At 50.0% G+C, this 22,764-nt stretch carries 20 protein-coding genes; 9 read left to right on the top strand and 11 right to left on the bottom strand.

The window, feature by feature from the left end; all coding sequences use genetic code 11:
• Nucleotides 1-18: 18 nt before the first annotated feature.
• Both SC127_RS19080 and SC127_RS19075 read left to right on the top strand, forming a co-directional pair.
• Nucleotides 19-657 carry a YccT family protein gene (locus SC127_RS19080; protein WP_332627541.1) on the top strand — a complete coding sequence of 213 codons (639 nt, stop codon included), beginning with the start codon at nucleotides 19-21 and terminating at the stop codon, nucleotides 655-657.
• Between the two features lie 84 nt (nucleotides 658-741).
• Nucleotides 742-1,200, top strand: a complete 459-nt coding sequence (locus SC127_RS19075) for a methylglyoxal synthase (protein WP_243078214.1) — start codon at nucleotides 742-744, stop codon at nucleotides 1,198-1,200.
• A 1-nt stretch (nucleotide 1,201) separates the two neighbouring features.
• On the opposite strand, the gene helD is transcribed toward SC127_RS19075, so the two are convergent.
• A complete protein-coding gene (gene helD / locus SC127_RS19070) occupies nucleotides 1,202-3,256 on the bottom strand; it encodes a DNA helicase IV (RefSeq protein ID WP_332627538.1) in 2,055 nt (684 codons plus the stop codon).
• Nucleotides 3,257-3,379: 123 nt separating this feature from the next.
• On the opposite strand from helD, the gene SC127_RS19065 reads away from it, so the two are divergent.
• Both SC127_RS19065 and yccS read left to right on the top strand, forming a co-directional pair.
• Nucleotides 3,380-3,823, top strand: coding sequence for a YccF domain-containing protein (locus tag SC127_RS19065; protein ID WP_215847157.1), 444 nt, complete (start codon nucleotides 3,380-3,382; stop codon nucleotides 3,821-3,823).
• Nucleotide 3,824: 1 nt separating this feature from the next.
• A complete protein-coding gene (yccS, locus tag SC127_RS19060; protein ID WP_370661501.1) occupies nucleotides 3,825-5,966 on the top strand; it encodes a YccS family putative transporter in 2,142 nt (713 codons plus the stop codon).
• Between the two features lie 23 nt (nucleotides 5,967-5,989).
• On the opposite strand, the gene SC127_RS19055 is transcribed toward yccS, so the two are convergent.
• Nucleotides 5,990-6,592 carry a TfoX/Sxy family DNA transformation protein gene (locus SC127_RS19055; RefSeq protein ID WP_243078217.1) on the bottom strand — a complete coding sequence of 201 codons (603 nt, stop codon included), beginning with the start codon at nucleotides 6,590-6,592 and terminating at the stop codon, nucleotides 5,990-5,992.
• Nucleotides 6,593-6,802: 210 nt separating this feature from the next.
• On the opposite strand from SC127_RS19055, the gene sulA reads away from it, so the two are divergent.
• Both sulA and ompA read left to right on the top strand, forming a co-directional pair.
• Nucleotides 6,803-7,294 (top strand): SOS-induced cell division inhibitor SulA, encoded by a 492-nt coding sequence (gene sulA, locus SC127_RS19050; RefSeq protein WP_243078218.1) that lies wholly within the window; start codon nucleotides 6,803-6,805, stop codon nucleotides 7,292-7,294.
• 349 nt (nucleotides 7,295-7,643) lie between these two features.
• Nucleotides 7,644-8,711, top strand: a complete 1,068-nt coding sequence (gene ompA, locus SC127_RS19045) for a porin OmpA (protein WP_243078219.1) — start codon at nucleotides 7,644-7,646, stop codon at nucleotides 8,709-8,711.
• Nucleotides 8,712-8,799: 88 nt separating this feature from the next.
• Here the strand turns inward: ompA and matP are convergent, their stop codons facing one another.
• Entirely contained in the window at nucleotides 8,800-9,267 is a 468-nt protein-coding gene (gene matP, locus SC127_RS19040; RefSeq protein ID WP_215847161.1) for a macrodomain Ter protein MatP, read from the bottom strand.
• A gap of 107 nt (nucleotides 9,268-9,374) precedes the next feature.
• On the opposite strand from matP, the gene SC127_RS19035 reads away from it, so the two are divergent.
• A complete protein-coding gene (locus SC127_RS19035) occupies nucleotides 9,375-11,192 on the top strand; it encodes an AAA family ATPase (protein ID WP_215847162.1) in 1,818 nt (605 codons plus the stop codon).
• A gap of 68 nt (nucleotides 11,193-11,260) precedes the next feature.
• Complete coding sequence (gene fabA, locus SC127_RS19030; RefSeq protein WP_243078220.1) at nucleotides 11,261-11,779, top strand: bifunctional 3-hydroxydecanoyl-ACP dehydratase/trans-2-decenoyl-ACP isomerase; 519 nt, start codon at nucleotides 11,261-11,263, stop codon at nucleotides 11,777-11,779.
• Between the two features lie 60 nt (nucleotides 11,780-11,839).
• On the opposite strand, the gene rmf is transcribed toward fabA, so the two are convergent.
• From rmf to rlmKL, 6 genes are all read right to left on the bottom strand, one after another.
• Nucleotides 11,840-12,010 carry a ribosome modulation factor gene (gene rmf / locus SC127_RS19025; protein WP_215847164.1) on the bottom strand — a complete coding sequence of 57 codons (171 nt, stop codon included), beginning with the start codon at nucleotides 12,008-12,010 and terminating at the stop codon, nucleotides 11,840-11,842.
• Nucleotides 12,011-12,288: 278 nt separating this feature from the next.
• Nucleotides 12,289-12,858 carry a membrane integrity-associated transporter subunit PqiC gene (gene pqiC / locus SC127_RS19020; protein ID WP_243078221.1) on the bottom strand — a complete coding sequence of 190 codons (570 nt, stop codon included), beginning with the start codon at nucleotides 12,856-12,858 and terminating at the stop codon, nucleotides 12,289-12,291.
• A complete protein-coding gene (gene pqiB / locus SC127_RS19015; protein ID WP_243078222.1) occupies nucleotides 12,858-14,498 on the bottom strand; it encodes an intermembrane transport protein PqiB in 1,641 nt (546 codons plus the stop codon). The genes pqiC and pqiB overlap by 1 nt, the downstream gene beginning before the upstream one ends.
• Nucleotides 14,485-15,753, bottom strand: a complete 1,269-nt coding sequence (gene pqiA / locus SC127_RS19010) for a membrane integrity-associated transporter subunit PqiA (RefSeq protein ID WP_332627531.1) — start codon at nucleotides 15,751-15,753, stop codon at nucleotides 14,485-14,487. The genes pqiB and pqiA overlap by 14 nt, the downstream gene beginning before the upstream one ends.
• Nucleotides 15,754-15,769: 16 nt before the next feature.
• Complete coding sequence (locus SC127_RS19005) at nucleotides 15,770-17,689, bottom strand: ABC transporter ATP-binding protein (RefSeq protein ID WP_243078224.1); 1,920 nt, start codon at nucleotides 17,687-17,689, stop codon at nucleotides 15,770-15,772.
• A 6-nt stretch (nucleotides 17,690-17,695) separates the two neighbouring features.
• On the bottom strand, nucleotides 17,696-19,810 hold the full coding sequence (rlmKL, locus tag SC127_RS19000) for a bifunctional 23S rRNA (guanine(2069)-N(7))-methyltransferase RlmK/23S rRNA (guanine(2445)-N(2))-methyltransferase RlmL (RefSeq protein ID WP_332627528.1): 2,115 nt from the start codon (nucleotides 19,808-19,810) through the stop codon (nucleotides 17,696-17,698).
• 110 nt (nucleotides 19,811-19,920) lie between these two features.
• On the opposite strand from rlmKL, the gene SC127_RS18995 reads away from it, so the two are divergent.
• Nucleotides 19,921-21,030, top strand: coding sequence for a YcbX family protein (locus SC127_RS18995; protein ID WP_243078225.1), 1,110 nt, complete (start codon nucleotides 19,921-19,923; stop codon nucleotides 21,028-21,030).
• A 5-nt stretch (nucleotides 21,031-21,035) separates the two neighbouring features.
• Here the strand turns inward: SC127_RS18995 and SC127_RS18990 are convergent, their stop codons facing one another.
• The gene (locus tag SC127_RS18990) at nucleotides 21,036-21,578 is read right to left on the bottom strand and encodes a cell division protein ZapC (RefSeq protein ID WP_215847169.1); all 543 of its coding nucleotides are present in this window, start codon (nucleotides 21,576-21,578) and stop codon (nucleotides 21,036-21,038) included.
• Nucleotides 21,579-21,729: 151 nt separating this feature from the next.
• Nucleotides 21,730-22,740, bottom strand: a complete 1,011-nt coding sequence (pyrD, locus tag SC127_RS18985) for a quinone-dependent dihydroorotate dehydrogenase (protein WP_215847170.1) — start codon at nucleotides 22,738-22,740, stop codon at nucleotides 21,730-21,732.
• Nucleotides 22,741-22,764: the final 24 nt, after the last annotated feature.

The following is a 22,764-nucleotide window of genomic DNA, read 5'->3' as shown; positions in this document are numbered from 1 at the left end:
CTATTTCCTGGAGTTGAAATGAAGCTGTCGCTGGCTGTCACGGGGTTGATGCTTTTCCTCGTAACGGCGTCCTGTTCTGCCATTACATTGAAGCTCGATCCACAGATCGATCTTCTCGTGCTTGATGGCCGCAAAATTTCGGGTTCACTGCTAAAAGGGGCCGACAGCTTAGAATTAGACCGAGGCCAACACCAGTTTCTGTTTCGTGTAGAACAACTGCGTGATGACCACAAAGATGCTTCGTTACGCTACCAATCCATACCCATGATCGTCACGTTTAACGCCGAAGTGAAAACCATCACAATTCGTTTGCCGCCGCTGGATAATAAGCGCGCTCGCCACCATTTTGATCGCACATTAAACTTTCAGCTCATTGATGAGCATGGCAAAGAGATCGTCAGTATGCGTGATCGCTTGCCTGTCGCCGCGGGTGTTGATATGGAAAAAGCGATGTTGAATTACAACCGCGACGACCATATCGCCTCCGTTCCGCAATTCGCTAAAACAACTGCCGCTCCGCCTTCAGCCCAACTTACTGCCGATCTCGCGTGGGCCGATCAGCCTGAATTACCCTCACTCAAACGTTGGTTTCAGCGTTTTGATGAAGCGACTCGCCAACAATTTCTCAACCTCGTCAAAATGTTACGTACAAGTTGATTACGTTCAAGTTGATAGAGAGGAAAGCCAAGAGGTAAACTCGTGCAACAAATCTGGCGCACGTGACATTATCGGGAAGCCTCTATGGAACAAACGGCTCGTACTCTTGGCGTAAAAAAACATATCGCATTGGTTGCTCACGATCACTGCAAAGCCTCGCTGCTTGAATGGGTTAAGCAAAACCAGCCCGCACTCGGCACGCATGAACTTTACGCAACCGGCACCACCGGCAACTTAATCAATCGTCATACCGGTCTTGATGTTAACGCAATGCTAAGCGGACCGATGGGGGGTGATCAGCAGGTGGGCGCAATGATTGCTGAAGGGAGAATTGATGCGCTGATTTTCTTTTGGGATCCGCTTAATGCGGTGCCACACGATCCCGATGTAAAAGCATTGCTGCGCCTTGCCACAGTTTGGAACATTCCTGTTGCGACAAACCGGACAACAGCAGACTTCATTATCCAGTCACCGCTGTTTGCCCAGTCCGTCGAGATTCAAATCCCTGACTATCAACGCTATTTGGCAGAGCGCCTAAAGTAACTCAGGCCTTGCGTAAAACCGGCACGCCAAGTTCGCGGAATTGATCGACGAAAACGGATGGTTGCTGCTTATCGAACATAAGAAACACCTGCTGGCGCGCGCGCGTCAGCGCAACATAAGCTAACCGGCGCTCTTCGGCATCCGGAAAAGCTTCTTCTTGCGGTAACAAGCCTTGCTCCATGATGGATTCGCGCGCCTCAGCCGGGAAGCCTTCTTTGCCCTGCTGTAATCCCAATAAAATGACGTAATCTGCCTGCTGCCCTTTACTGGCATGTATCGTCATAAACTCGAGTTTAAGTTTTGGCCATTTCGTTTTGGCCTTCTGCAAGACCTCCGGTAATAAATAGTGGTAACGCGCCAAGAGCAATATTCGCTCGTCGGGTTTGGCGTAGCCACTCAATTTATTCAACAGCGGTTCAAGCTGATCTTGCGATAAAAGCGCTATCGATTTCTTATTGCCTTTGATTAGGCTGTTAAGCGGCTTACGCAACTGATGAGGATTTTGCTGAATGAAACGGTTGGCAATATCACCAATGCGATCGTTAAAGCGATAAGTGGTGTCCAACACACAGCGATCGCCTTCACCGAAATAGTGATGAAAGGCGGTAGTCAGACTCATTTCAGCCCCACTAAAACGATAAATGGCTTGCCAGTCATCACCCACTGCAAACAGCGTCGTCCGTTTATTTTGCTGACGTAGCGCAGTTAACAAGGCCGCACGCTGCGGTGAAATGTCCTGGAACTCATCCACCAGAATATGCTTCCAGGGGCTGATGAAACGCCCTTTTTCAAGAATGGCTACTGCTTGATGAATTAAGCCAGAAAAGTCCACTGCACCCTCTTCTTTCAGCGCTGTTTTCCAGGCCTTAAGCAGCGGAGCCATCAGCTTCACGCGTTTACTGAACAGGTCACGCCTCTCTTCGCTCACGTCAGCTATCATCGCTGCCTGCGCACCACCATGCATACGCATTAATCCCAGCCAGCGTTCAAGGCGCGATGACAGACGTTTCGCTAGAGCATCATCCTGCCAAAATGCACCTTCCGGCACTTCCCATTCCAACTCATCACGCAGCCATTGTCGCCAGCCGTTAGCTTGTGCTTTTTTCTCATTACACTGCTGACGCCATTCGGTAATCAGCAATTCACGACGCGCATCAGCATCGCTTTCTAATTTACTGATAAGAGGCTGTTTATTGCTGCCCTCGCGAATAATGTGCAGGGCTAATGAGTGGAACGTTCGTGCCTGAATCTCACCAGCGCCTAACCGGGACTGAATGCGATCGTTCATTTCGTCTGCTGCCTGGCGACCAAACGCTAACAGTAAGATTTGATCTGGTGCCGAGAGTTTACGCTGCATCAGCCAGCCTGCACGCGCAACCAGCACCGAGGTTTTGCCGCTACCTGCTCCAGCCAGTACCAGCAGCGCATCCTCACCGTTAACCACGGCTTCACATTGCGAAGGATTGAGCGGTGTCGTTTCGACGGTGGAGAAGAAATCTTTATAGTGCGCCAGCATTTTCGCTGTCCAGTCACCATTGCGCACTTTTAATGCGGCTTCGCCCTGATCCAGCCAGTGCTGGCAGAAGGCCCAATCCTCGCGGGTATGATCGAATTCAGTGAGGCGCGACAAAGGCAATGGCAAGGCGTCGAATTGCTTTACGATTTTCTCTTTTAATGACTGGAGCTCGCTTCGTTTTATCCAACGATCCTGATCGCCAAACCCGTTGATCTCTTCACGCAAGGTATGAAGCACCTCACGACATACATCACTCATTTCGTGACTCCAGCTTTGCCACGATTGCAGAAGGTAATGATGAAAACGCTGCGTTTCCTGCCATTCGGTGCCGTGCAGTCGCACCACTTTATCTTCAGCTAATAAGAACTCAAGTTCGCCCCACACCAATCCGCGCTTGCAGGTAATATTCAGCAATTGGTTAAAAGGAATTAAATACTCATGCTTATCCCCGCTCACTTCTACGCCAGCTGCGAGTAAACGAACCCGATTATAAGGATGTTGAGCAAGTCGCTTGCCCATGGATGTTGCTTTCAGTTCCACGTCCACACCAACGACTAAGAAAAGGATTATGCGGAGTTTACCTGTCAGACACTTGGCGCTCCAGCCTTAAAACAGGCTAAACTTGGCGGCACATCTTGCGAAATGCAAAAGGAAAAGATTGTCATGCGCACCGTTTTAAATATTCTCAACTTCGTCTTGGGCGGTTTTTTCACCACGCTGAGCTGGCTTTTTGCCACGCTGGTCACCATCGTCTTGATTTTTACGCTGCCACTAACGCGTTCCTGTTGGGAGATCACTAAGCTGTCATTGCTGCCTTTCGGTAATGAAGCGGTGCATGTGGATGTACTGCGTCCTGATGAAAAGAGCCATATCTTGAACAGCGGCGGTACCTTACTGAATATTTTATGGTTGCTGTTTTTTGGCTGGTGGTTATGTCTGGCGCACATCTCTGCGGGCATCGTTCAATGCCTGACAATCATTGGTATTCCGGTCGGCATTGCTAACTTCAAGATTGCCGCTATCGCACTATGGCCGGTGGGACGCCGCGTCGTTTCGGTTGAGGAGGCGCGTGCCGCACGCGAAGCCAATGCCCGTCGTCGCCATTAATATGATGTCGAAATCGCTGCCTGGCTGGCGGCAATATTTGTTCAACAGCACCTGGCGCTATTTGTTGCGCATCTTTTTTGCCCTGGCTGGATGTGCAGCGGTGCCTTGGTGGTTGAATCAAATCGAATGGACCATTCCGCTTACTTTGGGCGTAGTGGCTGCCGCGCTGGCAGATTTAGATGATCGCCTGACGGGTCGCCTGAAAAATTTACTGATTACGCTGCTGTGCTTTTGCATCGCTTCCGTTTCCGTTGAACTGCTTTTCCCGCATCCCATTGCTTTCATTATTGGTCTGGCGCTCTCTAGCTGGGGATTCATCCTGCTGGGTGCATTGGGGCAACGTTATGCCACTATCGCCTTTGGCGCCCTTCTCATCGCTGTTTACACCATGCTTGGCATCGGCCTGTTTGAGCAATGGTATATGCAACCCATGCTGCTATTGCTGGGCGCGCTGTGGTACAACCTGCTGACGTTACTGGGCCACATGATGTTTCCGGTACGGCCCGTTCAAGAACAACTGGCGGGCAGCTATTCGCAATTGGCGCGTTATCTTGAAGCCAAAGCCAATTTGTTCGATCCCGATGCGAATGAGCATGATGACGCTTCGTTAATCAATAATGCGATGGTGAACAGCCAGCTGGTGGCGCAACTCAACCTGACCAAAACAACATTGCAGAGTCGTTTACGCGGTGACCGCGGCTCTCGGGGAACGCGTCGCAGCTTGCATTATTACTTCGTGGCGCAGGACATTCATGAACGCGCCAGCTCATCACATCTGCAATACCATTTATTACGCGGTGACTGGCGTTACAACGAAATTCTGTTCCGCTTCCAGCGTCTGTTGAATATGCAGGCTCAGGCTTGTCGGCAGCTGGCGCAATCTATTTTGATGCGTGAGCGCTGGGAACATGATGGTCGCTTTGAGCGGGCCTTTGATCGTTTGCAAAAAGCGATAGAAAGGCTGGAACAGCGCGAGCCGGAAGCCACACATATCCGCGCACTTTATTGGTTATTACGAAACTTGCAGGCGATTGACGCTCAGCTGGCATCCATTGAATCGGAGCAAGCGCTGGGCGGAGACGATCCACAACACAGTGATAATCTGCTGTCCCGTGAAGGATTAAGTGGATGGAGTGATATTCGACTGCGATTCAGTCGTCATTTATCGCCCTCTTCCGCCCTGTTTCGCCATGCGGTGCGTATGTCAGTGGTTCTGTGTATTGGTTATAGTTTTATACAGATCACCGGGGTTGAGCGCGGCTATTGGATCTTGCTCACTAGCCTGTTTGTCTGTCAGCCCAATTACAATGCCACACAGCGGCGACTGGCATTACGTATCGGCGGTACGCTGGCGGGAATCGCTATTGGTTTGCCGGTACTGTGGTTAGTGCCTTCCGTCGAAGGCCAGTTGATTTTGATTGTGCTGAGCGGTGTGCTGTTTTTCGCTTTTCGCCAGGTGCAATATGCGCAAGCGACGCTCTTTATCACTTTATTAGTATTACTCTGCTTTAACCTACTGGGCGAAGGATTTGAAATTGCCCTGCCGCGTGTCGTTGATACCTTGCTGGGCTGCGCTCTGGCATGGTTTGCGGTGGCATTTATCTGGCCTGACTGGCGTTTCCGTCAATTACCTGCTGTCGCTGAACGCACCTTAAATGCGAATTGCCGCTATCTTGATGCAATCATGGAGCAATATCATCAAGGCAAAGATAATCGGCTGGCTTACCGTATTGCTCGCCGTGATGCTCATAACGCTGATGCAGAACTGGCTTCGGTGGTGTCAAATATGAGCAGCGAGACGCGGCCGGACCAAAAAACGCGGGAGTCTGCTTTTCAGTTGCTCTGCCTGAATCACTCATTTCTTAGCTACATTTCTGCTCTTGGTGCGCATCGCGACAAAATCTCAGAACCTGAACTCCTCCAATTGCTGGATGATACCGTTTGTTATGTTGAGGACGTTTTACAAATAGATACCGTTACCGATAGTCAAGCTGAAGCGATGCGCGTTTCGCTCGCTCAACGTATTACTGAACTGGCTACCGATCCGGAAACGCGTGCGCCGCTGGTGTTACAACAGTTGGGATTGCTGGTTTCGCTGTTACCCGATATTGCACGCCTGCGTCGCACGCTGGTCAGGCATTAACGCCCTGAACCTTCCGTAACAGACTAGCGCTTAACAGTATCCTTATACCATTCACTCAACTCAGCCCTTACCGCTGGCGGTAAGGCTGCATGGTGATGACCTGAGATAGCACCCTGCAACGCCAGCAAAGTATTCAAGCCAACATGCTTGTTAATTGCCTTTAACTTGAGCCAACATTGTTTAGCCCCCATTTCACGCAAATGCTTCACTGTGCAGATTCCAGCTTCTCGCAAAAGCATCTCAATTCGAAGGCTGAGATTAGGCAAATCTTTTAATCTCAGTGAGACATGTCTTGTCAATAACTCACCCTGGGCAGCCTGAAGCGCAGACGCCGAGAGCGCAAGAAGGTGCTCAGCGTTTTGCCACAGGGCCTCGTCAACTTTGAAATAGTTTAGGCTGACGGGTAAACCGCGTTTGCGAAAGATCAATGGCTCTAAAGGGCGTTCAATAACATACTCACGTAACGCTTCACTGGCGCGCAGATAGAGTTCGTCCTCATTCACCAATGCGAAAACGACCTTTTCTACGGCTAACGTGTACCCCCCAAATTGTGTGCGTGATTCTATTTTTCCTAATGGTGACAAGCATTCTTTTGAACGTTCAATAACCTGATGTACTTTCTTCATAGTCCCACCTCCATGTACAGGAAATTTCTCAAATAGCTTTGTATTCAGCCACTTAGAAGATAAGAAAAAGTGATAACAGGTTCAATGAATAAATGCATTCTTGCCCAACCTTGTGTCGTTTTTGCGAGCTGCTGTCAGAAATTTGGGTTGATCTTTATGCGGGATGACATTACTGTATATTCATACAGTCAATTGTTGAGTGATTAATTTATGCGGACACAACATACGAATAATGCACGCGATGCTCACCGTTATGCGTCTTCATCCATGCCACAGCAAAACAGCGGCTGGATAACCGAGTTACGCTACAGCGAGCAACCGGGTATGATGCAAATGTTGCTGTTACCGCTGTTGCAGCAGTTAAGTCAGCAATCTCGCTGGCAGCTGTGGCTCACGCCAGCGCATAAACTCAATCGAGCATGGTTGCAGCAGTCAGGTTTGCCACTGGATAAAAGCATGCATATCGCTGATTCAGATCGGCTCAATGCTGTAGAAACAATGATTAAAGCGTTAAGAACGGGTAATTACAGCGTGGTACTGGCCTGGATTCCCTACGAACTGGATGAAGAAGAGCGTCGTGAACTTGAACGTGCGGCGGCTGAAGGTGAAGCTTTAGGGCTCATTTTGCGTTCAAGCAATCCTGCCGAAGCGCCTCTCCGACCACAAAACGCGCTAAAAATTCAGTCGGATTTGTTTCATTAAGTAAAAATGGGATTTATCTCAGGCTATTTTTCTTATCGTTCATCGCTAAGCCACTGATTCTGTTACCTCCTGTATTGACAATGGCTTAGCACCTTTTTTACCCATTTTGCGGTGGCGATAATACAAGGCCAATTGTTAGAATTTGTGTATAAACGGCTGTTTTTTTACAGTAGCGCCTCACATCATACTTGTAAGTTTCCAATCTCGTTGTAGACTTTATCTCGCCAGGGTGCTCAATAACCTCCGTTTTTTCGGTAGAGTCATAAGCGAGCGTTTTGACCCGGCGAAGGATTTAAACCAAGAGCAACCTTTTTGCTCATTGCCTATTTGGATGATAACGAGGCGCAAAATGAAAAAGACAGCTATCGCAATTGCAGTGGCACTGGCTGGCTTCGCTACCGTAGCGCAGGCCGCTCCGAAAGATGACACCTGGTATACCGGTGCTAAACTGGGCTGGTCTCAGTATCACGATACTGGTTACTACGGTAACGGTTACGAGAACAATGACGGTCCAACTCATGAAAGCCAACTGGGTGCGGGTGCATTCCTTGGTTACCAGGCAAACCCATACCTGGGCTTCGAGCTGGGCTATGACTGGCTGGGTCGCATGCCTAACAAAGGCGACGTGACTAACGGCGCATTTAAAGCACAAGGCGTTCAGCTGGCTGCTAAACTGAGCTACCCAATTGCTGACGATCTGGACGTATATACTCGTCTGGGTGGTATGGTATGGCGCGCAGACTCTACTCAGACTAACCCAACGACTGGCCGCATCAGCGACCACGACACTGGCGTTTCTCCGCTGGCAGCAGTGGGTGTTGAGTACGCACTGACTCAAAACTGGGCTACTCGCCTGGACTACCAGTGGGTTAACAACATCGGTGACGCAGGTACCGTTGGTGCACGTCCTGATAACACAATGCTGAGCGTAGGCGTTTCTTACCGCTTCGGTCAGGATGTTGCTGCTCCAGCACCAGCTCCTGCTCCAGCACCAGCTCCAGTTGTTGAAACCAAGCGTTTCACTCTGAAATCTGACGTTCTGTTTACCTTCAACAAAGCTTCTCTGAAGCCAGAAGGTCAGCAAGCTCTGGATCAGCTGTACAGCCAGCTGAGCTCAATGGATCCTAAAGATGGTTCCGTTGTTGTCCTGGGCTTTACCGATCGCATCGGTTCAGAGCAGTACAACCAGAAACTGTCTGAGAAACGTGCTCAGTCAGTTGTAGATTACCTGGTATCTAAAGGTATCCCGTCTAACAAGATCTCTGCACGTGGCATGGGTGAATCTAACCCAGTTACTGGCAACACTTGTGATAGCGTGAAAGGCCGTAACGCCCTGATCGACTGCCTGGCACCAGATCGTCGTGTAGAAATCGACGTTAAAGGTATCAAAGACGTAGTAACTCAGCCTCAGGCTTAAGTTAATACGTAAGAAAAACCCCGCTCAGGCGGGGTTTTTTGTATCTGGTGATCATGCTGGAAAAATAAAGCAATAATTCAGAAGGTCGTTATTCATTTTCTGTACTCGATTTTCCCAAGATAGCCTGCAGATCTTGTTTAAGGCTCGACATCTGGGTTGCATACTTCTCTTTACGTTCCGCATCTTCAATCAATTGCACAATGGTTTCAGACAAAGTGCTGTTCCGCCGTTGCGCTAGCCCTGCCAGTCTTTGCCAAACCAGGTATTCCAAATCGATAGATTTTTTGCGGGTATGTTGATGCTCGGCGTTGAAATGACGCTTTCGGCGCGCGCGGATGGTCTGCTTAAGGCGGTTATCCAAATCAGGATGAATATGCTGGGCAATCCATTCACCCACATCTACCGGATGGTTTTCCATCGCCAACAGCACGTCTACCGCAGCTTTCGCCGCACTTAACTCAAGGTGACGCGTGATCAGTTCACCTTCCCGATGCTTTTTCACCAGGTATTTCCATTTCCATCCACATTCAAGATTTTCGAGTTGCTGGTATTTCATCGGAATCTCATCGTGATCACGTAACAATCTAAGAATAACAGCTTTTTTCCCGGATGTAGCAACGAAAAACATGTTGCCGCCGTCACATCTTCAATTGGAACTCTGCCGTGATTAACAAGGGTGATTCCTGTATAATCGCGCTTTTCTTCAATCAGATAAATGCGATTATTTTGACCAGCACTCAACTTACGTGGCAAAACTTACAGCCGGATAGTTCGCAATACCAATCCGTATTCTCCCGAATTGCTGATGAAGAGACCGATTCACTCGCATCGGTTCAGCCTCGGCTGCTCAATGCGCTGGCGCATTTACATCATCAAACACAAGGTTTTCCTCTGTTGTTAATTCGCAGTCAGGAAAATCGAGATTATCTTTCGCTTATTGCGCAAACTGCACAACGCTTCTCGGCTAATGCAGCCACATTATTTGGCGGTGATTACCATATCATTGCAGATAACGTCACGTTGCAACCGCCTTCCAACAAAGATCGCCCTTTTACCAGTCAAGGTGAAGTGCATTTTGCGGAATGGATTGAGATGGAGCAATTGTTTGGCTGCGTTCGTTCACATAAAGATCGCATTCAGCTTGAGCCAGGTTTAATTCACCGTGCCAACGGCGGTACGCTAATTTTGTCGTTACGCTCCTTTCTGGCGCAGCCGCTGCTGTGGATGCGCCTGAAAAAATGCGTTGAGCAAGGTTTCGTTGACTGGATTTCTCAGGATGAACGACGCCCGCTACCGGTGTCGATTCCACCTCTTCCACTTCAGCTTAATCTGGTGCTTTGTGGCGATCGCGAAGCCTTAGCTGAATTTCAGGAGCTCGATCCTGAAACCCACGAAATGTCCATCTACACTGAATTTGAAGAAAACATTCAAGTGCTGGATGAGGATGACATGTTCTCGTGGTGCCGCTGGACAGTGGATTTAGCCAAGCAAGCCAACCTGCCGATACCTGAAGCCGATTTTTGGCCAGAGCTAATCAAAGAAGGTGTCCGGTACAGTGGCGATCAGGAAACGTTGCCACTTTGTCCTCGCTGGTTGCTGCGACAGATACGTGAATCATCCTTAATGGGTGAAAGCATTAGCGCGGAAACCTTGCGCGATGCACTTGATGCGCGCTTATGGCGTGAAAATTATCTGAACGAGCGAATGCGTGATGAAATTCTGCTGAAGCAGATTTTGATTGAAACCGAAGGCGAAGTGGTTGGTCAGATAAATGGATTGTCAGTAGTGGAATATCCTGGCCATCCACGTGCATGGGGTGATCCTTCACGTATTACCTGTGTGGTTCATCCTGGCGACGGTGAGTTTACCGACGTTGAGCGTAAAGCCGAGCTTGGCGGGAATATCCATGCCAAAGGTATGATGATCATGCAGGCATATTTGATTGCCGAACTCGAGCTTGAACAACAACTGCCCTTCTCAGCATCGCTGGTGTTCGAACAATCTTATTCAGAAGTCGATGGTGACAGCGCCTCATTAGCTGAACTTTGTGCATTAATCAGTGCGTTGGCGAATCAGCCAGTAAATCAGCAGATCGCCGTTACCGGTTCTGTTGATCAGTTCGGTAATGTCCAGCCAGTTGGCGGATTAAATGAAAAGATTGAAGGCTTCTTTGATATTTGCCATCAGCGTGAACTTACTGGCCAGCAAGGTGTAATTATTCCAGCCTGTAATGTTCGCCATCTTTGCCTGAATCAGGAAGTGGTGAATGCCGTTGAACAAGGTCGGTTCCACATTTGGGCGATTGATCGTGCCGACGAAGCCCTGCCTTTGTTAACCGGTAAAGAGTGGAATATAGAAAATGTCGAAGGCGATTGTTTGCTGGGCACTATTCAGGAACGCATCAGCCAGCTGAACCAACAACAGGACATTTCACATCGTCCGTGGCCGCTACGTTGGCTCAACTGGTTTAACCACCGCTAATCCGATTTGCTCAGCGTACAACTGTTCGCTAGTATTCGTGATTCACTAAAACAAGGCTTATTGAGAACATGGTAGATAAACGCGAATCCTATACCAAAGAAGACCTGATTTTATCTGGTCGCGGTGAATTGTTTGGCGAGAACGGCCCACCGCTTCCGTCAGGCAACATGCTGATGATGGACCGCGTCGTCAAAATGACCGAAGACGGCGGAAAATTTGATAAAGGTTTTGTTGAAGCCGAATTAGATATCAATCCAGATTTGTGGTTCTTCGGCTGCCATTTTATCGGCGATCCAGTAATGCCAGGCTGCCTGGGCTTAGATGCTATGTGGCAGTTAGTTGGCTTCTATCTGGGCTGGTTAGGTGGCGAAGGCAAAGGCCGTGCATTGGGCGTGGGCGAAGTGAAATTCACCGGTCAGGTGCTGCCAGAAGCGAAAAAAGTGACTTACCGCATTCATTTCAAACGCGTCATTAACCGTAAACTGGTAATGGGCGTGGCAGATGGCGAAGTGTTTGTTGACGGCAATCTGATTTATTCCGCCAGCGATTTAAAAGTAGGTCTGTTTAAAGACACTACCGCATTCTAAATGACAGAAACGAAAACCTCCGCGTTCAGCGGAGGTTTTTCCCTTTTCAGTGACATTCGGTTAGGCAACCGCCGCCGATCTGTCCTCCATGGCTTGTCGCCAACCTCCCAACCAGTGAGACTTAGCGTCAATCAATTGATACGGACACATCTCTTTTGAGCGTCCTGTAATACCTGCTTGGTAACCTCGTGAATGGGCGCGCTCGAGGCGGTCTCGTTTCTGTCTCTTCATACTCCGTGTCCCTCATATCAGGTCGGTGGAATCTGGTGGAAAGAAAAAGGTGGTGAATTAATGTTCAACCACTCTAATGTTCTACCCGCTCTGAAGAGAAAGATCAATGCGCAATATTCACGCCAATTTCATAATTGTGACCTGTATCTGAAAAAGAGTTTGAGTTTTGTGACAGAGATTGCTGTGCTATCTCGCTGATTCGTCTAAGAAAAAGCCCCTGACCATCACAACGTTAACATCATGATTAATCAAGGGCTTAGATGATGCTCGTACTATTCTTAATTTATTTCAACCGCACTATTGGCGATTTGTTGTGCCGTTTGTTGCCAGCCTAAAGCCAGCGTTCTGACCAACGCATCATAGCCATCTTCTTTCTGCGGTAAGGTCAGATTAAACGCGCGTTTCGTTAACCTTCCTTGATGTTCTAGTGTCCACTCACCGCTGATGACTGCTTGTCCATCGTAGCGTCCCTGGAAACCTGTCACTGTTACGTTCAACGTGTCATGTTGGGCACCCAATGGCGAACCTGAAACCAGCCTTCCCGGTAAGGCTTTGCTGAGATTAGTAATTAACGTTTGCTGCAGTTGCTGATCCAGCGGACTCGCCCAAAGATTATTGGCTGCGATAACGTACTTAACATCGCTGGTTTGATAAACCAGGCCGTTACCCGCCAGATAATCTGGCACCGTCACCTGCTGCACCCACAGTGTGGGTTGGCCTTGCATCTGACTGGCGCTATTGACCTGCATTGAAGCTGCCCCGGAAGGCAGCTGATAATAGGTCGTATCAATGGTGCTACTGCATGCACTCAGCGCGAGCGCGGCAAAAAGTATTAACCCTTTTTTCACTATTTTGCCCTCTTTGGCTGGGGATCTTGTCCCGGTTTGGCCTCAAACACCAATGCATTACTCTTGGTATTCAGTGTCTTCAGCACAGGTTGCAGTTCTCGCAATACCTGATCCAGGCGTTGCATATCGCCGACCAATTTGCTGTATGCAGGGGATCCCGGCTGCAAACCTTTCATGCTGCGATTCAACTCTCGCAGGGTTTGCTGCATATCTTCCGGCAAGGTTTTCATCGCCGGACTGCCAGTAAGATTGTTGACGTTATCAATAGTACGCTGCAGATCACGCATAGTGCGCTGGCTTTCTTTCAATGTGCCGGTCGCTTGGGTAATCATACCGTCCAGCGGCAAGCCATTAATTTTATCCAGAGCCGCCATCAGTTTTTGTTGAATCTGACTTAAACCGCCGCTTACGGTAGGAATGATTTCATAACCCGAGATCTTTTCCGGTCCTTTATAGGCAGGCGCGTTATCGTAGAAGTCGAGATCAACATACAGCGAGCCAGAGAGCAAATTGCCTGTTTTCAGCGTGGCACGCAGGCCGCGTTTTTTACCATCTTGCAAATGTTGCTCAAGATCGAAGTTTTCACCCAAACGGCTAATAAAGCGGTCTGGTTCAATACGTATTAACACAGGAACGCGATAATCATTGTTCAGCGCCTGATCCACTCCCGCTTTCATAAACGGTGCTTCAGAAACTGTACCCAGACGAATTCCACGGAACTCTACCGGCGCACCTGCCTGCAAACCACGAATCGAATCGGTGAAGAACATCAGGTAATCAATGTGATTGGTATAGAGCGAATCCTGAATACTGCGCTGATCGTCAAACAGATGATAATCTGATTTGTTCTCTGCCGCTTTTCCGAGCTCCCAGCCATCCGGCACGTCAAAACTAACACCGCCGCTGAACAGCGTGGTTAAGGAGCCCATCTCGACACGCATACCTGACGCTGACATATCCACGGCTATTCCGCTGTCTTTCCAGAAACGCACATTGGTGGTGACAAGACGATCATAAGGCGCGGCGATAAACAGTTGATAAGTCATCATGCGCTTGTCGGTGTCAAAGGTGCTGGTTTCCACCGTACCTACGCGATAGCCGCGGAACAGCACCGGATCACCAGCATTCAGCTGCCCAGCTTTTTTACTGTCGAGTGTAATGCGAATGCCCTTGGCATCGGGTGGTGCGAGCGGAGGTGCATCCAACAGCTGATATTGTTCTGCCTGCTCATTCTTACTGCCCGGTTGTAATTCGATATACGCCCCGGAAAGTAAAGTGCCCAAACCGGATATTCCTTCGCGACCTACCTGCGGCTTGACCACCCAAAAAACCGAATCGCTGTGTAACAGTTTTTCCATCCCGGAATTTAAGCGCGCCTTGATTTCAACGTGATGTAAATCGTCAGTCAGTACCGCACTTTCGACGATACCTACATCAACGCTGCGACTTTTAATGGTAGTTTTTCCTGCTTCAATTCCTTCGGCATTTTCAGTAATCAGCGTCACTTCCGGGCCTTGATGGCTGAAGTGATAGAACAAAATCCATCCGCCAATCAGCAGTGTCACGATGGGGACAATCCAGACCGGCGACCAGCGCTTAATCTGTTCCACTTTGGCATGCCCGTGGTTAGTTTCCGTCAAGGCGCGGCTCCTTTAATTTATTTTCGCGAACACGATCCCAAGTCAAACGTGGGTCAAAAGTCATCGCAGCAATCATGGTCAAAATGACCACCAGCGCAAACAACACGGCTCCCCACGCTGGATAGACCTTCATTAATTGCCCCATGCGCACCAGCGCAGAGAGCACAGCAATCACAAATACGTCGATCATCGACCAACGGCCAACAAACTCGACCACTTCATAAATCAGATGCATTCTGTGGCTGTCACGGCGTCCACGTCCGCTGGCATCCCAGCAAAGCCAGCCAATGGCCAACATCTTCAAGGTCGGTACCATAATACTGGCGATGAAAATCACCAGCGCGACCGGATAGGAGCCATCACTCCACAGCAAAATAACACCCGCCATAATATTGGAGGGATACGCATTGCCAAGGGTTTCAGTCACCATGATAGGCAACAGATTAGCAGGAACATAGAGCATGACTGAGGTGAGCAGCAGCGCCAGCGTCCATTGCAGACTGTGCTTGCGGCGTGCACCAGCGACCACGCCGCAACGTGTGCATGCAGGCTGATCAACCGCCAGAATTGCCGTACAACAAGGACAAGAACGGTATCCCTGACGCAAGCCCGTAACGCCCACTTCAGGTGGATGCCTTAACGCAGGCATTGGCGCAATGTTCTGCCACAATTCGCGGCGATCAACGCACTGAAAAGCGCGCAGTTGTAGCAGGCAAAACAGACACCAAGGCCAAAAGCTGGTTTGCAATCCGATGTCGCCATACGCCATGAGTTTAACGAAACTCACCAGCACGCCAGCCATAAAAATTTCGGCCATGCCCCAACTGCGAAGCTGGAAAAGCACGCGTGCCAAAATCCGTTTCACACCGGCAGGCATCTTAATGGGATTAACCAACAGAATAATCGTGAGCATACAAAAGGCAGGAATGCCTTGTACCACCAATAAAAACAGCGTGGCGAGGCTGCTGTAATCTTCAGAAACCATCACCTGAGGTATTTCCATTAAGGAAATTTGGCTGCTGATCCCCGCCACTTTCATGGTGATAAACGGGAAGAGATTGGCCAATAACAGCATGAACAACGCCGCCAGCGCATAGCCGGTGGGTCTTTTACGCGGTTCGTGCCAGTTGGCCGTCAAGGTGGTATGGCAGCGCGGACAAGATGCACGGCTGCCAACAGGAATGTCCGGCAGTCTGACCATCAAATCGCATTGTGGACAGAGCATCCACGCGCCAGTTTTATCTGCTGAACACATCCCTTATTCCTTTTAACTACCCGCCGTTTTTCAGTGACTCAAGCTCTTCCCAGCGAGCAAAAGCGGTTTCCAGATTTTGTTCAGTCTGAGCCAGTTCATCTAAAACCGGCTGGGTTTTATCATGTGGCTGACTGAAGAAATCAGGATGGCTCATTTTTGCCTGTAATTCGCCGATTTTCGCTTCCAGCTGCTCAAGCTTTTGCGGTAACTGTTCAAGCTCGCGCGCCAGGTTATAGCTTAGTTTGTTGGCGCTGCGTTTGGCAGAATCATTTTTTTCTGCCGCAGGTTTAGCCGCTGTGCCTGGCGCTTTTGACGCTGTAACCGATTTCTGCTGTTTGTAAGCCGCACGCTGCTGCTGTGCGTCATGATAACCCCCGACAAAAGTACCAATTTCGCCGTTGCCTTCAAAAATCCAGCACTCCGTTACGGTGTTATCGACGAACTGACGATCGTGGCTCACCAGCAAAACGGTGCCCTGATATCCATCAATCAGCTCTTCCAACAGTTCCAGCGTTTCAACGTCGAGGTCATTGGTCGGTTCATCGAGAATCATCAGGTTACTTGGACGCAGGAACAGACGCGCCAGTAAAAGACGGTTGCGCTCCCCGCCCGACAACGCACGCACGGGTGTCATTGCGCGTTTCGGGTGGAACAAGAAGTCCTGTAAATAACCCAGCACATGGCGCGGCTTACCGTTGACCAGCACTTCCTGCTTACCTTCCGCCAGGTTATCCATCACGGTACGATCGGGATCGAGTTCAGCGCGATGCTGATCGAAGTAAGCGACTTCAAGTTTGGTACCGGAATGTACGCGTCCGCTGTCTGCTTTCAACTGCTGCAACATCAAACGCAGCAACGTCGTTTTGCCGCAGCCGTTGGGTCCGATTAAAGCGATCTTATCGCCGCGCTGCACTTGTGAAGAGAAGTCCTTCACCAGCGTTTTGCCGCCCACTGAGTAATCGACGTTTTCCATTTCGAAAACAATCTTACCGGAACGTGAGGCTTCACCGACCTGCATATTGGCTTTGCCCATTACTTCACGACGTTCTGAATGCTCACGACGTAACGCTTTTAACGCACGCACGCGGCCTTCGTTACGCGTACGGCGCGCTTTGATACCCTGACGAATCCACACTTCTTCCTGCGCCAGTTTGCGGTCAAATTCGGCGTTCTGCATCTCTTCAACGCGCAGTGCTTCTTCTTTACCTTCAAGATAAAGATCGTAATTGCCCGGCCAGGAAACCAGTTTGCCGCGATCGAGATCGACAATACGGGTTGCCATATTGCGAATGAAAGAACGGTCGTGCGAGATAAACACAATGCTGCCGGTAAAGGTTTTCAGGAACGTTTCCAGCCAATCGATAGTTTCAATATCGAGGTGGTTGGTTGGCTCATCCAGCATTAAAACGCGAGGATTACTCACCAGCGCGCGGCCTAAAGCGGCCTTACGCAGCCACCCCCCCGACAGCGAAGAAAGCTCGGTATCGGGTTCCAGTCCAATCTGCTGCAACACGTCATTAATGCGGCTTTCGAGCTGCCACAAGTTTTGATGATCAAGAATGCCTTGCAGACGAGCCATCTCATTGAGGTTCTTATCGCTGGGATCTTCCATTACCACATGGGAAATAGCGTGATAGGCTTTCAGGTGTTCAGCCTGCTCTTCCACGCCTTCAGCCACGAAATCGTAAACTGAACCGGTGATATTGCGCGGTGGATCCTGTTGCAGACGTGCAACCACCAGATCGGTCTCATAAATGATGCGACCATCATCCAGCGGTTGTTCACCATTAATGATTTTCATCAAGGTGGATTTGCCTGCACCGTTGCGCCCGACTAAACAGACGCGTTCATTTTCTTCAATGTGCAGTTCGGTGTTATCTAATAACGGCGCATCGCTGAAAGAGAGATAGGCGCCGTGAATACTGATTAATGACATGTAAACTTATTCCTTACCGGCGTGAGTGATCAGCCAGCAGTTGTGTATATGACGGTTACGCGCGAAATCCTGCGACTGGGTTTTCTGGGTGATATCCTGCGCTTGCAGACCTAATTCCTTCAGCCCTTCCAGATCCATTTTGAAACCACGTTTATTGTTCGAGAACATGATGGTGCCGCCCCGACGCAGCAGGCGTTTTAAATTACGCATCAACATCATGTGATCGCGCTGCACGTCGAAGCTTTCTTCCATGCGTTTGGAGTTAGAGAAGGTCGGCGGATCAATAAAGATCAGATCAAAGTTCTCATCACTTTCGTTCAGCCAGCTCAGACAATCTGCCTGCATCAGGCGATGCTGACGTCCAGTCAGGCCGTTCAGGCGCAGGTTACGTTCTGCCCACTCCAGATAGGTACGTGACATATCAACTGTGGTAGTAGAGCGTGCGCCACCCAGTCCGGCGTGAACGCTGGCGGTGCCGGTATAAGCAAACAGATTAAGGAAATCCTTGCCCTGACTCATTTGGCCCAGCATCTTACGCGCGATGCGGTGATCGAGGAACAGGCCGGTGTCGAGATAATCAGTCAGGTTTACCCAGAAGCGTGCATTAAACTCCTGCACCTCAAAGTAATCGCCCTTTTCGCTCAGCTTCTGATACTGCGCTTTGCCTTTCTGACGTTCACGCGTTTTCAGGATCAGGCGATCTGCTGGCAGCTCTAGCACGGTCAGCGTCGCGCTGATCACGTCAAAGAGACGTTGGCGTGCTTTATTCGGATCGATAGTTTTCGGTGGTGCATATTCCTGAATAATGACCCAATCGGCGTAGCGATCGACGGCTACGTTATAGTCTGGCAGATCGGCATCATAAATACGGTAGCTTTCAATTTTTTCCTGACGCGCCCACTTCTCAAGCTTCTTGAGGTTTTTGCGCAAGCGGTTCGCATAATCTTCGGCAATCTGGTTAGCGCTTTCGCTGCTGTTAACCGCCAGCTGATAGTTTTTCTGTACGCAGTCCAATGGGCCGTTTTTAGCTTTGAACTGACGATCGGCACGCAGTTGCAAGCAGCTCAGCAGTTCGGGCGAGGCGCTAAACAGCGACAAATTCCAGCCACCAAAGTGCTGCTTCATAATACGGCCAAGCTGGCTGTGCAGCGCAATCAACGCCGGTTCACTATCCAGTCGCTCACCATAAGGCGGGTTGCTCAAAACCGTGCCGTGAACCTCTGCTGGCAGCGGATTTTTCAGCTTCAACAAATCTTGTTGGCCAAAGGTAAACAGCTCGAATACGCCCGCGCGACGAGCGTTCGCCTGTGCCCATTCCAATACACGTACGTTGTTGTCGTAACCAAAGAAACGCGCTTCGGTGGCTGCGGTACCGGCGCGAGCACGCGTTTGGGCTTCAGTTTTTACTTCAGACCACAATGCCGCGTTGAACTGGCTCCAGGCGGTAAAGCCCCAGTGTTTGCGCAGCAGACCCGGCGCGCGATCGCTGGCGATTAAAGCCGCTTCAATCAACAGCGTACCGGAACCGCACATAGGGTCGATCAACGGCGTAGTCGGCTGCCAGCCAGAACGCAGTACAATCGCAGCCGCAAGGTTTTCTTTAAGCGGCGCCTGACCCGTTTGCTGACGATAGCCACGCTGATGCAGCGAACTGCCGCTGAGATCCAGCGCAATACTGGCACGATCGTTATTCAACCAGACGTTGATACGAATATCCGCCTGTTCACGGTCAACGTTAGGACGTTCCAGATTTTTGCGGGTGAAACTGTCAACAATGGCGTCTTTAACTTTCAATGCACCAAACTGACTATTACGGATCGCATCATTGGTGCCGCTGAAATGCACCACGAAGGTTTTGTCGCTGCCAAACATGGTTGTCCAGTCAACGCTCTGCACGCCAAGGTAGAGATCGAGATCGCTGTAGACACCAAACTCGCCCAGCGGCAGCAGAATACGCGACGCCAGACGGCTCCACATCAGGCTTTGATACATGATGCGGTCATCAGCTTCGAAGTGAACGCCTCCCTGCACCACTTGCAAATCTTGCGCGCCCAGCGCGTCTAGCTCACTTTTTAACAGCTCTTCGAGCCCACGCGCCGTGCTGGCAAACAGAGAATTCATATCGTCACTTCTTACTCTTGAGAAAATTGTTGCGCATTATAGCGAATCAGAGACCTATGTCATAAAGTTAGCTTCTTTTGTCTTTCGCGCCTGGTTTCAAGGAGAACACCATGATCACGCTTTCCCGCTTATTTATTCATCCTGTTAAGTCGATGCGCGGATTGCACCTCTCACACGCGCAGGTTCTGGAGAGCGGATTGGCGTTTGATCGCATCTTCATGTTGACCGAACCGAATGGCACCTTCATTACTGCGCGTCAGTATCCTGAGATGGTGCGTTTTACACCGGCAATATTACCGGATGGGCTGTTTCTACAAGCCCCGGATGGAAGCCAGTCGCTGATTCGCTTTAGTGATTTTGCCCCGCAGGAAAAACCTACCGAGGTGTGGGGCAACCATTTTACCTCACGGATTGCGCCGGATACCATTAATCAGTGGTTAAGCGGCTTCTTTCCGCGTGAGGTAGAGTTGCGCTGGATAGGCGCGCAGCCTTCTCGCCGGGTCAAAAACTTCGCAACCGTGCCGCTGGGTTTCGCCGATGGCTACCCTTTCTTGCTGATCAACAGTGCTTCTTTACACGATTTGCAACAGCGATCGCCTGCCAGCGTGCGCATAGAACAATTTCGCCCCAATTTGGTGGTGAATGGTGCGGCAGCCTGGGATGAAGATAACTGGGCTGAACTGCAGGTCGGGGGCGTAACGTTTGAAGTGCCGAAACCTTGTAGCCGCTGCATTTTTACCACCGTGAGCCCAGAGAGCGGCCGCAAACATCCTGATGGTCAGCCCCTCGCCACATTACAGCGCTTCCGTAGTGCGCAAGATGGCAGCGGCGACATCGATTTTGGTCTTAACCTGGTTGCCCGCAACAGCGGCATTATTCGCGTAGGCGATGAAGTGACGGTGACAAAACGCCATACGCCGCGCGCTTATGGTGCGGGAGCCGTTGTGCAAACGCTAAAGCCGCAGCGGCAGGCAAAAGCGGAACTCACTATTGACTATCAAGGGCAACAATTTAGCGGTGACAATCAGCAGGTTCTGCTGGAGCAGCTCGAGATGCAGGGTTTCCGCATTCCCTATTCGTGTCGGGCTGGCTTGTGCGGCAGCTGTAAAATGACGTTGGTTTCAGGCGAGGTCAAAGCGTTGAAGCAGAGTGCCATTCGCAGTGATGGCACCATTTTGAGTTGTAGCTGTATCCCGGCGGGAAATATCGAACTGGCTTAACGCGATTACACCGCGCGAGCGTAGCGCGGTGCAATTTCCTGTTGCTGCGGCTGCAAACGGTCGTTCATCACCTTGATTGCATCCCCCAATACCATGCCTTTACCGGCGAGTGTTAAGGCAGGTTGCGCCAGCAGACAGAGTGCCGCGTTATCACCGTTTTCAACCACCAGCAAACGTGCTTGCTCACCGCTGTCAGCCAACGTCACTTCCACTATTTCACCCATGGCTGGCTGCACACTTTGCTGGCAGCTGGAAAAATGCCAACTTTTAGGCATCAGCGGTTTAAGGAAGCGTGCGGCAACCAATGCATTCAATACTAGTTCGGCGCGTTGATTATGGCTTAATTCACTGTGACGACACTTCTCTTCAAAAGTGAAATAAAGCGCGGCGTCATCGACGCAAAAGCCTGATTCGTTGAATGCATCGGGTGTGAGCATTTTGCGGGAATAACGGGAACGAAAAAGCATACCGTCTGCCAGATCAAGCATCATCCGGTCATGGTCAGCGTCAAAATACCAACGCCAGTTGTCATCAGGTTTGATTTTCATGGAGTGCCCTGTAGTAAACCGCTGTGTCTAATTACGCGAAAAAGTGCGAAATAAATGACATAAGGAAAAGCTGAAAAGCGCGTAACAGGCCAAAATATAAACGAGCCGAAGGGAGAAATAAACCCCCCGGCGCTATATTGTGAGAATTGTCTTAGAGATGGGTCACGATATCTTTAATTAACCCCGGCCCTTTATAGATAAAGCCAGAATAAATTTGAACTAAGGTTGCACCGGCCGCCATTTTTTCACGTGCTGCCGTCAGGGAATCAATACCGCCAACACCAATAATCGGTAAGCTTCCTTTCAGCTCTTGTGACAGGCGTTGGATCACCGCAGTGCTGCGCGACTGCACAGGACGCCCGCTCAACCCACCCGCCTCGTCACAATATTTCAGCCCGCTGACCAGTGATCGATCAAGCGTTGTATTGGTGGCAATGACACCATCAATTTGGTGACGTATTAAACTGTCCGCAACCTGCACCAACTCCTCTTCGGAAAGATCTGGGGCAATTTTTACGGCCACTGGGACATATTTAAGGTGACGCTGCTCTAGCTCTTTTTGTTTTGCTTTAATCGCCGAAAGTAGATCATCTAACGCTTCGCCATATTGTAAAGTGCGTAAACCGGGCGTATTAGGCGAAGAGATATTAATGGCGATGTAGCCAGCATGGGCATACACCTTTTCCATGCAAATCAGATAATCGTCTTTGCCCTGCTCAACCGGCGTGTCTTTATTTTTACCAATATTAATGCCGAGGATGCCATTAAACCGCGCCTTTTTGACATTCTCTACCAGATGATCGACACCCAGATTATTAAAGCCCATGCGATTGATAATCCCTTCCGCCTGGATTAAACGAAACATACGCGGTTTATCATTACCGGCCTGTGCTCGCGGCGTTACCGTTCCCACTTCTACAAAGCCAAAGCCCATGGCCGCAAAAGCATCAATACATTCCGCATTTTTATCAAGGCCGGCTGCAAGACCCAGCGGGTTTTTGAAGGTCAATCCCATGCAAGTTACCGGACGGGAGGGCAGATTCTGGCGAATCAATGCTTCCAGCGGTGTGCCACTGATAAAACGCAATTGCTGAAAGGTGAGTTCGTGTGCGCGCTCGGGATCGAGCTTAAATAGCGCCGGACGGACGATAGGATAAAGCATGCACTCTCCTGAAGGGCGGAAGCG

The sequence above is a fragment of the Pantoea sp. T14 genome (assembly GCF_036663535.1).
Taxonomy (GTDB): Bacteria; Pseudomonadota; Gammaproteobacteria; order Enterobacterales; family Enterobacteriaceae; genus Pantoea; species Pantoea phytostimulans.
This window is presented reverse-complemented; position numbering and strand designations above follow the sequence as displayed.

Excerpts from the sequence above, each read along its gene's own strand:
- pyrD (WP_215847170.1), bottom strand. The coding sequence starts at position 22,740 with ATGCTTTATCCTATCGTCCGTCCGGCGCTATTTAAGCTCGATCCCGAG.
- SC127_RS18990 (WP_215847169.1), bottom strand. The coding sequence starts at position 21,578 with ATGAAAATCAAACCTGATGACAACTGGCGTTGGTATTTTGACGCTGAC.
- yccS (WP_370661501.1), top strand. The coding sequence starts at position 3,825 with ATGATGTCGAAATCGCTGCCTGGCTGGCGGCAATATTTGTTCAACAGC.
- SC127_RS18995 (WP_243078225.1), top strand. The coding sequence starts at position 19,921 with ATGATCACGCTTTCCCGCTTATTTATTCATCCTGTTAAGTCGATGCGC.
- sulA (WP_243078218.1), top strand. The coding sequence starts at position 6,803 with ATGCGGACACAACATACGAATAATGCACGCGATGCTCACCGTTATGCG.
- ompA (WP_243078219.1), top strand. The coding sequence starts at position 7,644 with ATGAAAAAGACAGCTATCGCAATTGCAGTGGCACTGGCTGGCTTCGCT.
- SC127_RS19080 (WP_332627541.1), top strand. The coding sequence starts at position 19 with ATGAAGCTGTCGCTGGCTGTCACGGGGTTGATGCTTTTCCTCGTAACG.
- rlmKL (WP_332627528.1), bottom strand. The coding sequence starts at position 19,810 with ATGAATTCTCTGTTTGCCAGCACGGCGCGTGGGCTCGAAGAGCTGTTA.
- pqiA (WP_332627531.1), bottom strand. The coding sequence starts at position 15,753 with ATGTGTTCAGCAGATAAAACTGGCGCGTGGATGCTCTGTCCACAATGC.
- SC127_RS19065 (WP_215847157.1), top strand. The coding sequence starts at position 3,380 with ATGCGCACCGTTTTAAATATTCTCAACTTCGTCTTGGGCGGTTTTTTC.
- matP (WP_215847161.1), bottom strand. The coding sequence starts at position 9,267 with ATGAAATACCAGCAACTCGAAAATCTTGAATGTGGATGGAAATGGAAA.
- SC127_RS19075 (WP_243078214.1), top strand. The coding sequence starts at position 742 with ATGGAACAAACGGCTCGTACTCTTGGCGTAAAAAAACATATCGCATTG.
- fabA (WP_243078220.1), top strand. The coding sequence starts at position 11,261 with ATGGTAGATAAACGCGAATCCTATACCAAAGAAGACCTGATTTTATCT.
- SC127_RS19005 (WP_243078224.1), bottom strand. The coding sequence starts at position 17,689 with ATGTCATTAATCAGTATTCACGGCGCCTATCTCTCTTTCAGCGATGCG.
- SC127_RS19055 (WP_243078217.1), bottom strand. The coding sequence starts at position 6,592 with ATGAAGAAAGTACATCAGGTTATTGAACGTTCAAAAGAATGCTTGTCA.
- rmf (WP_215847164.1), bottom strand. The coding sequence starts at position 12,010 with ATGAAGAGACAGAAACGAGACCGCCTCGAGCGCGCCCATTCACGAGGT.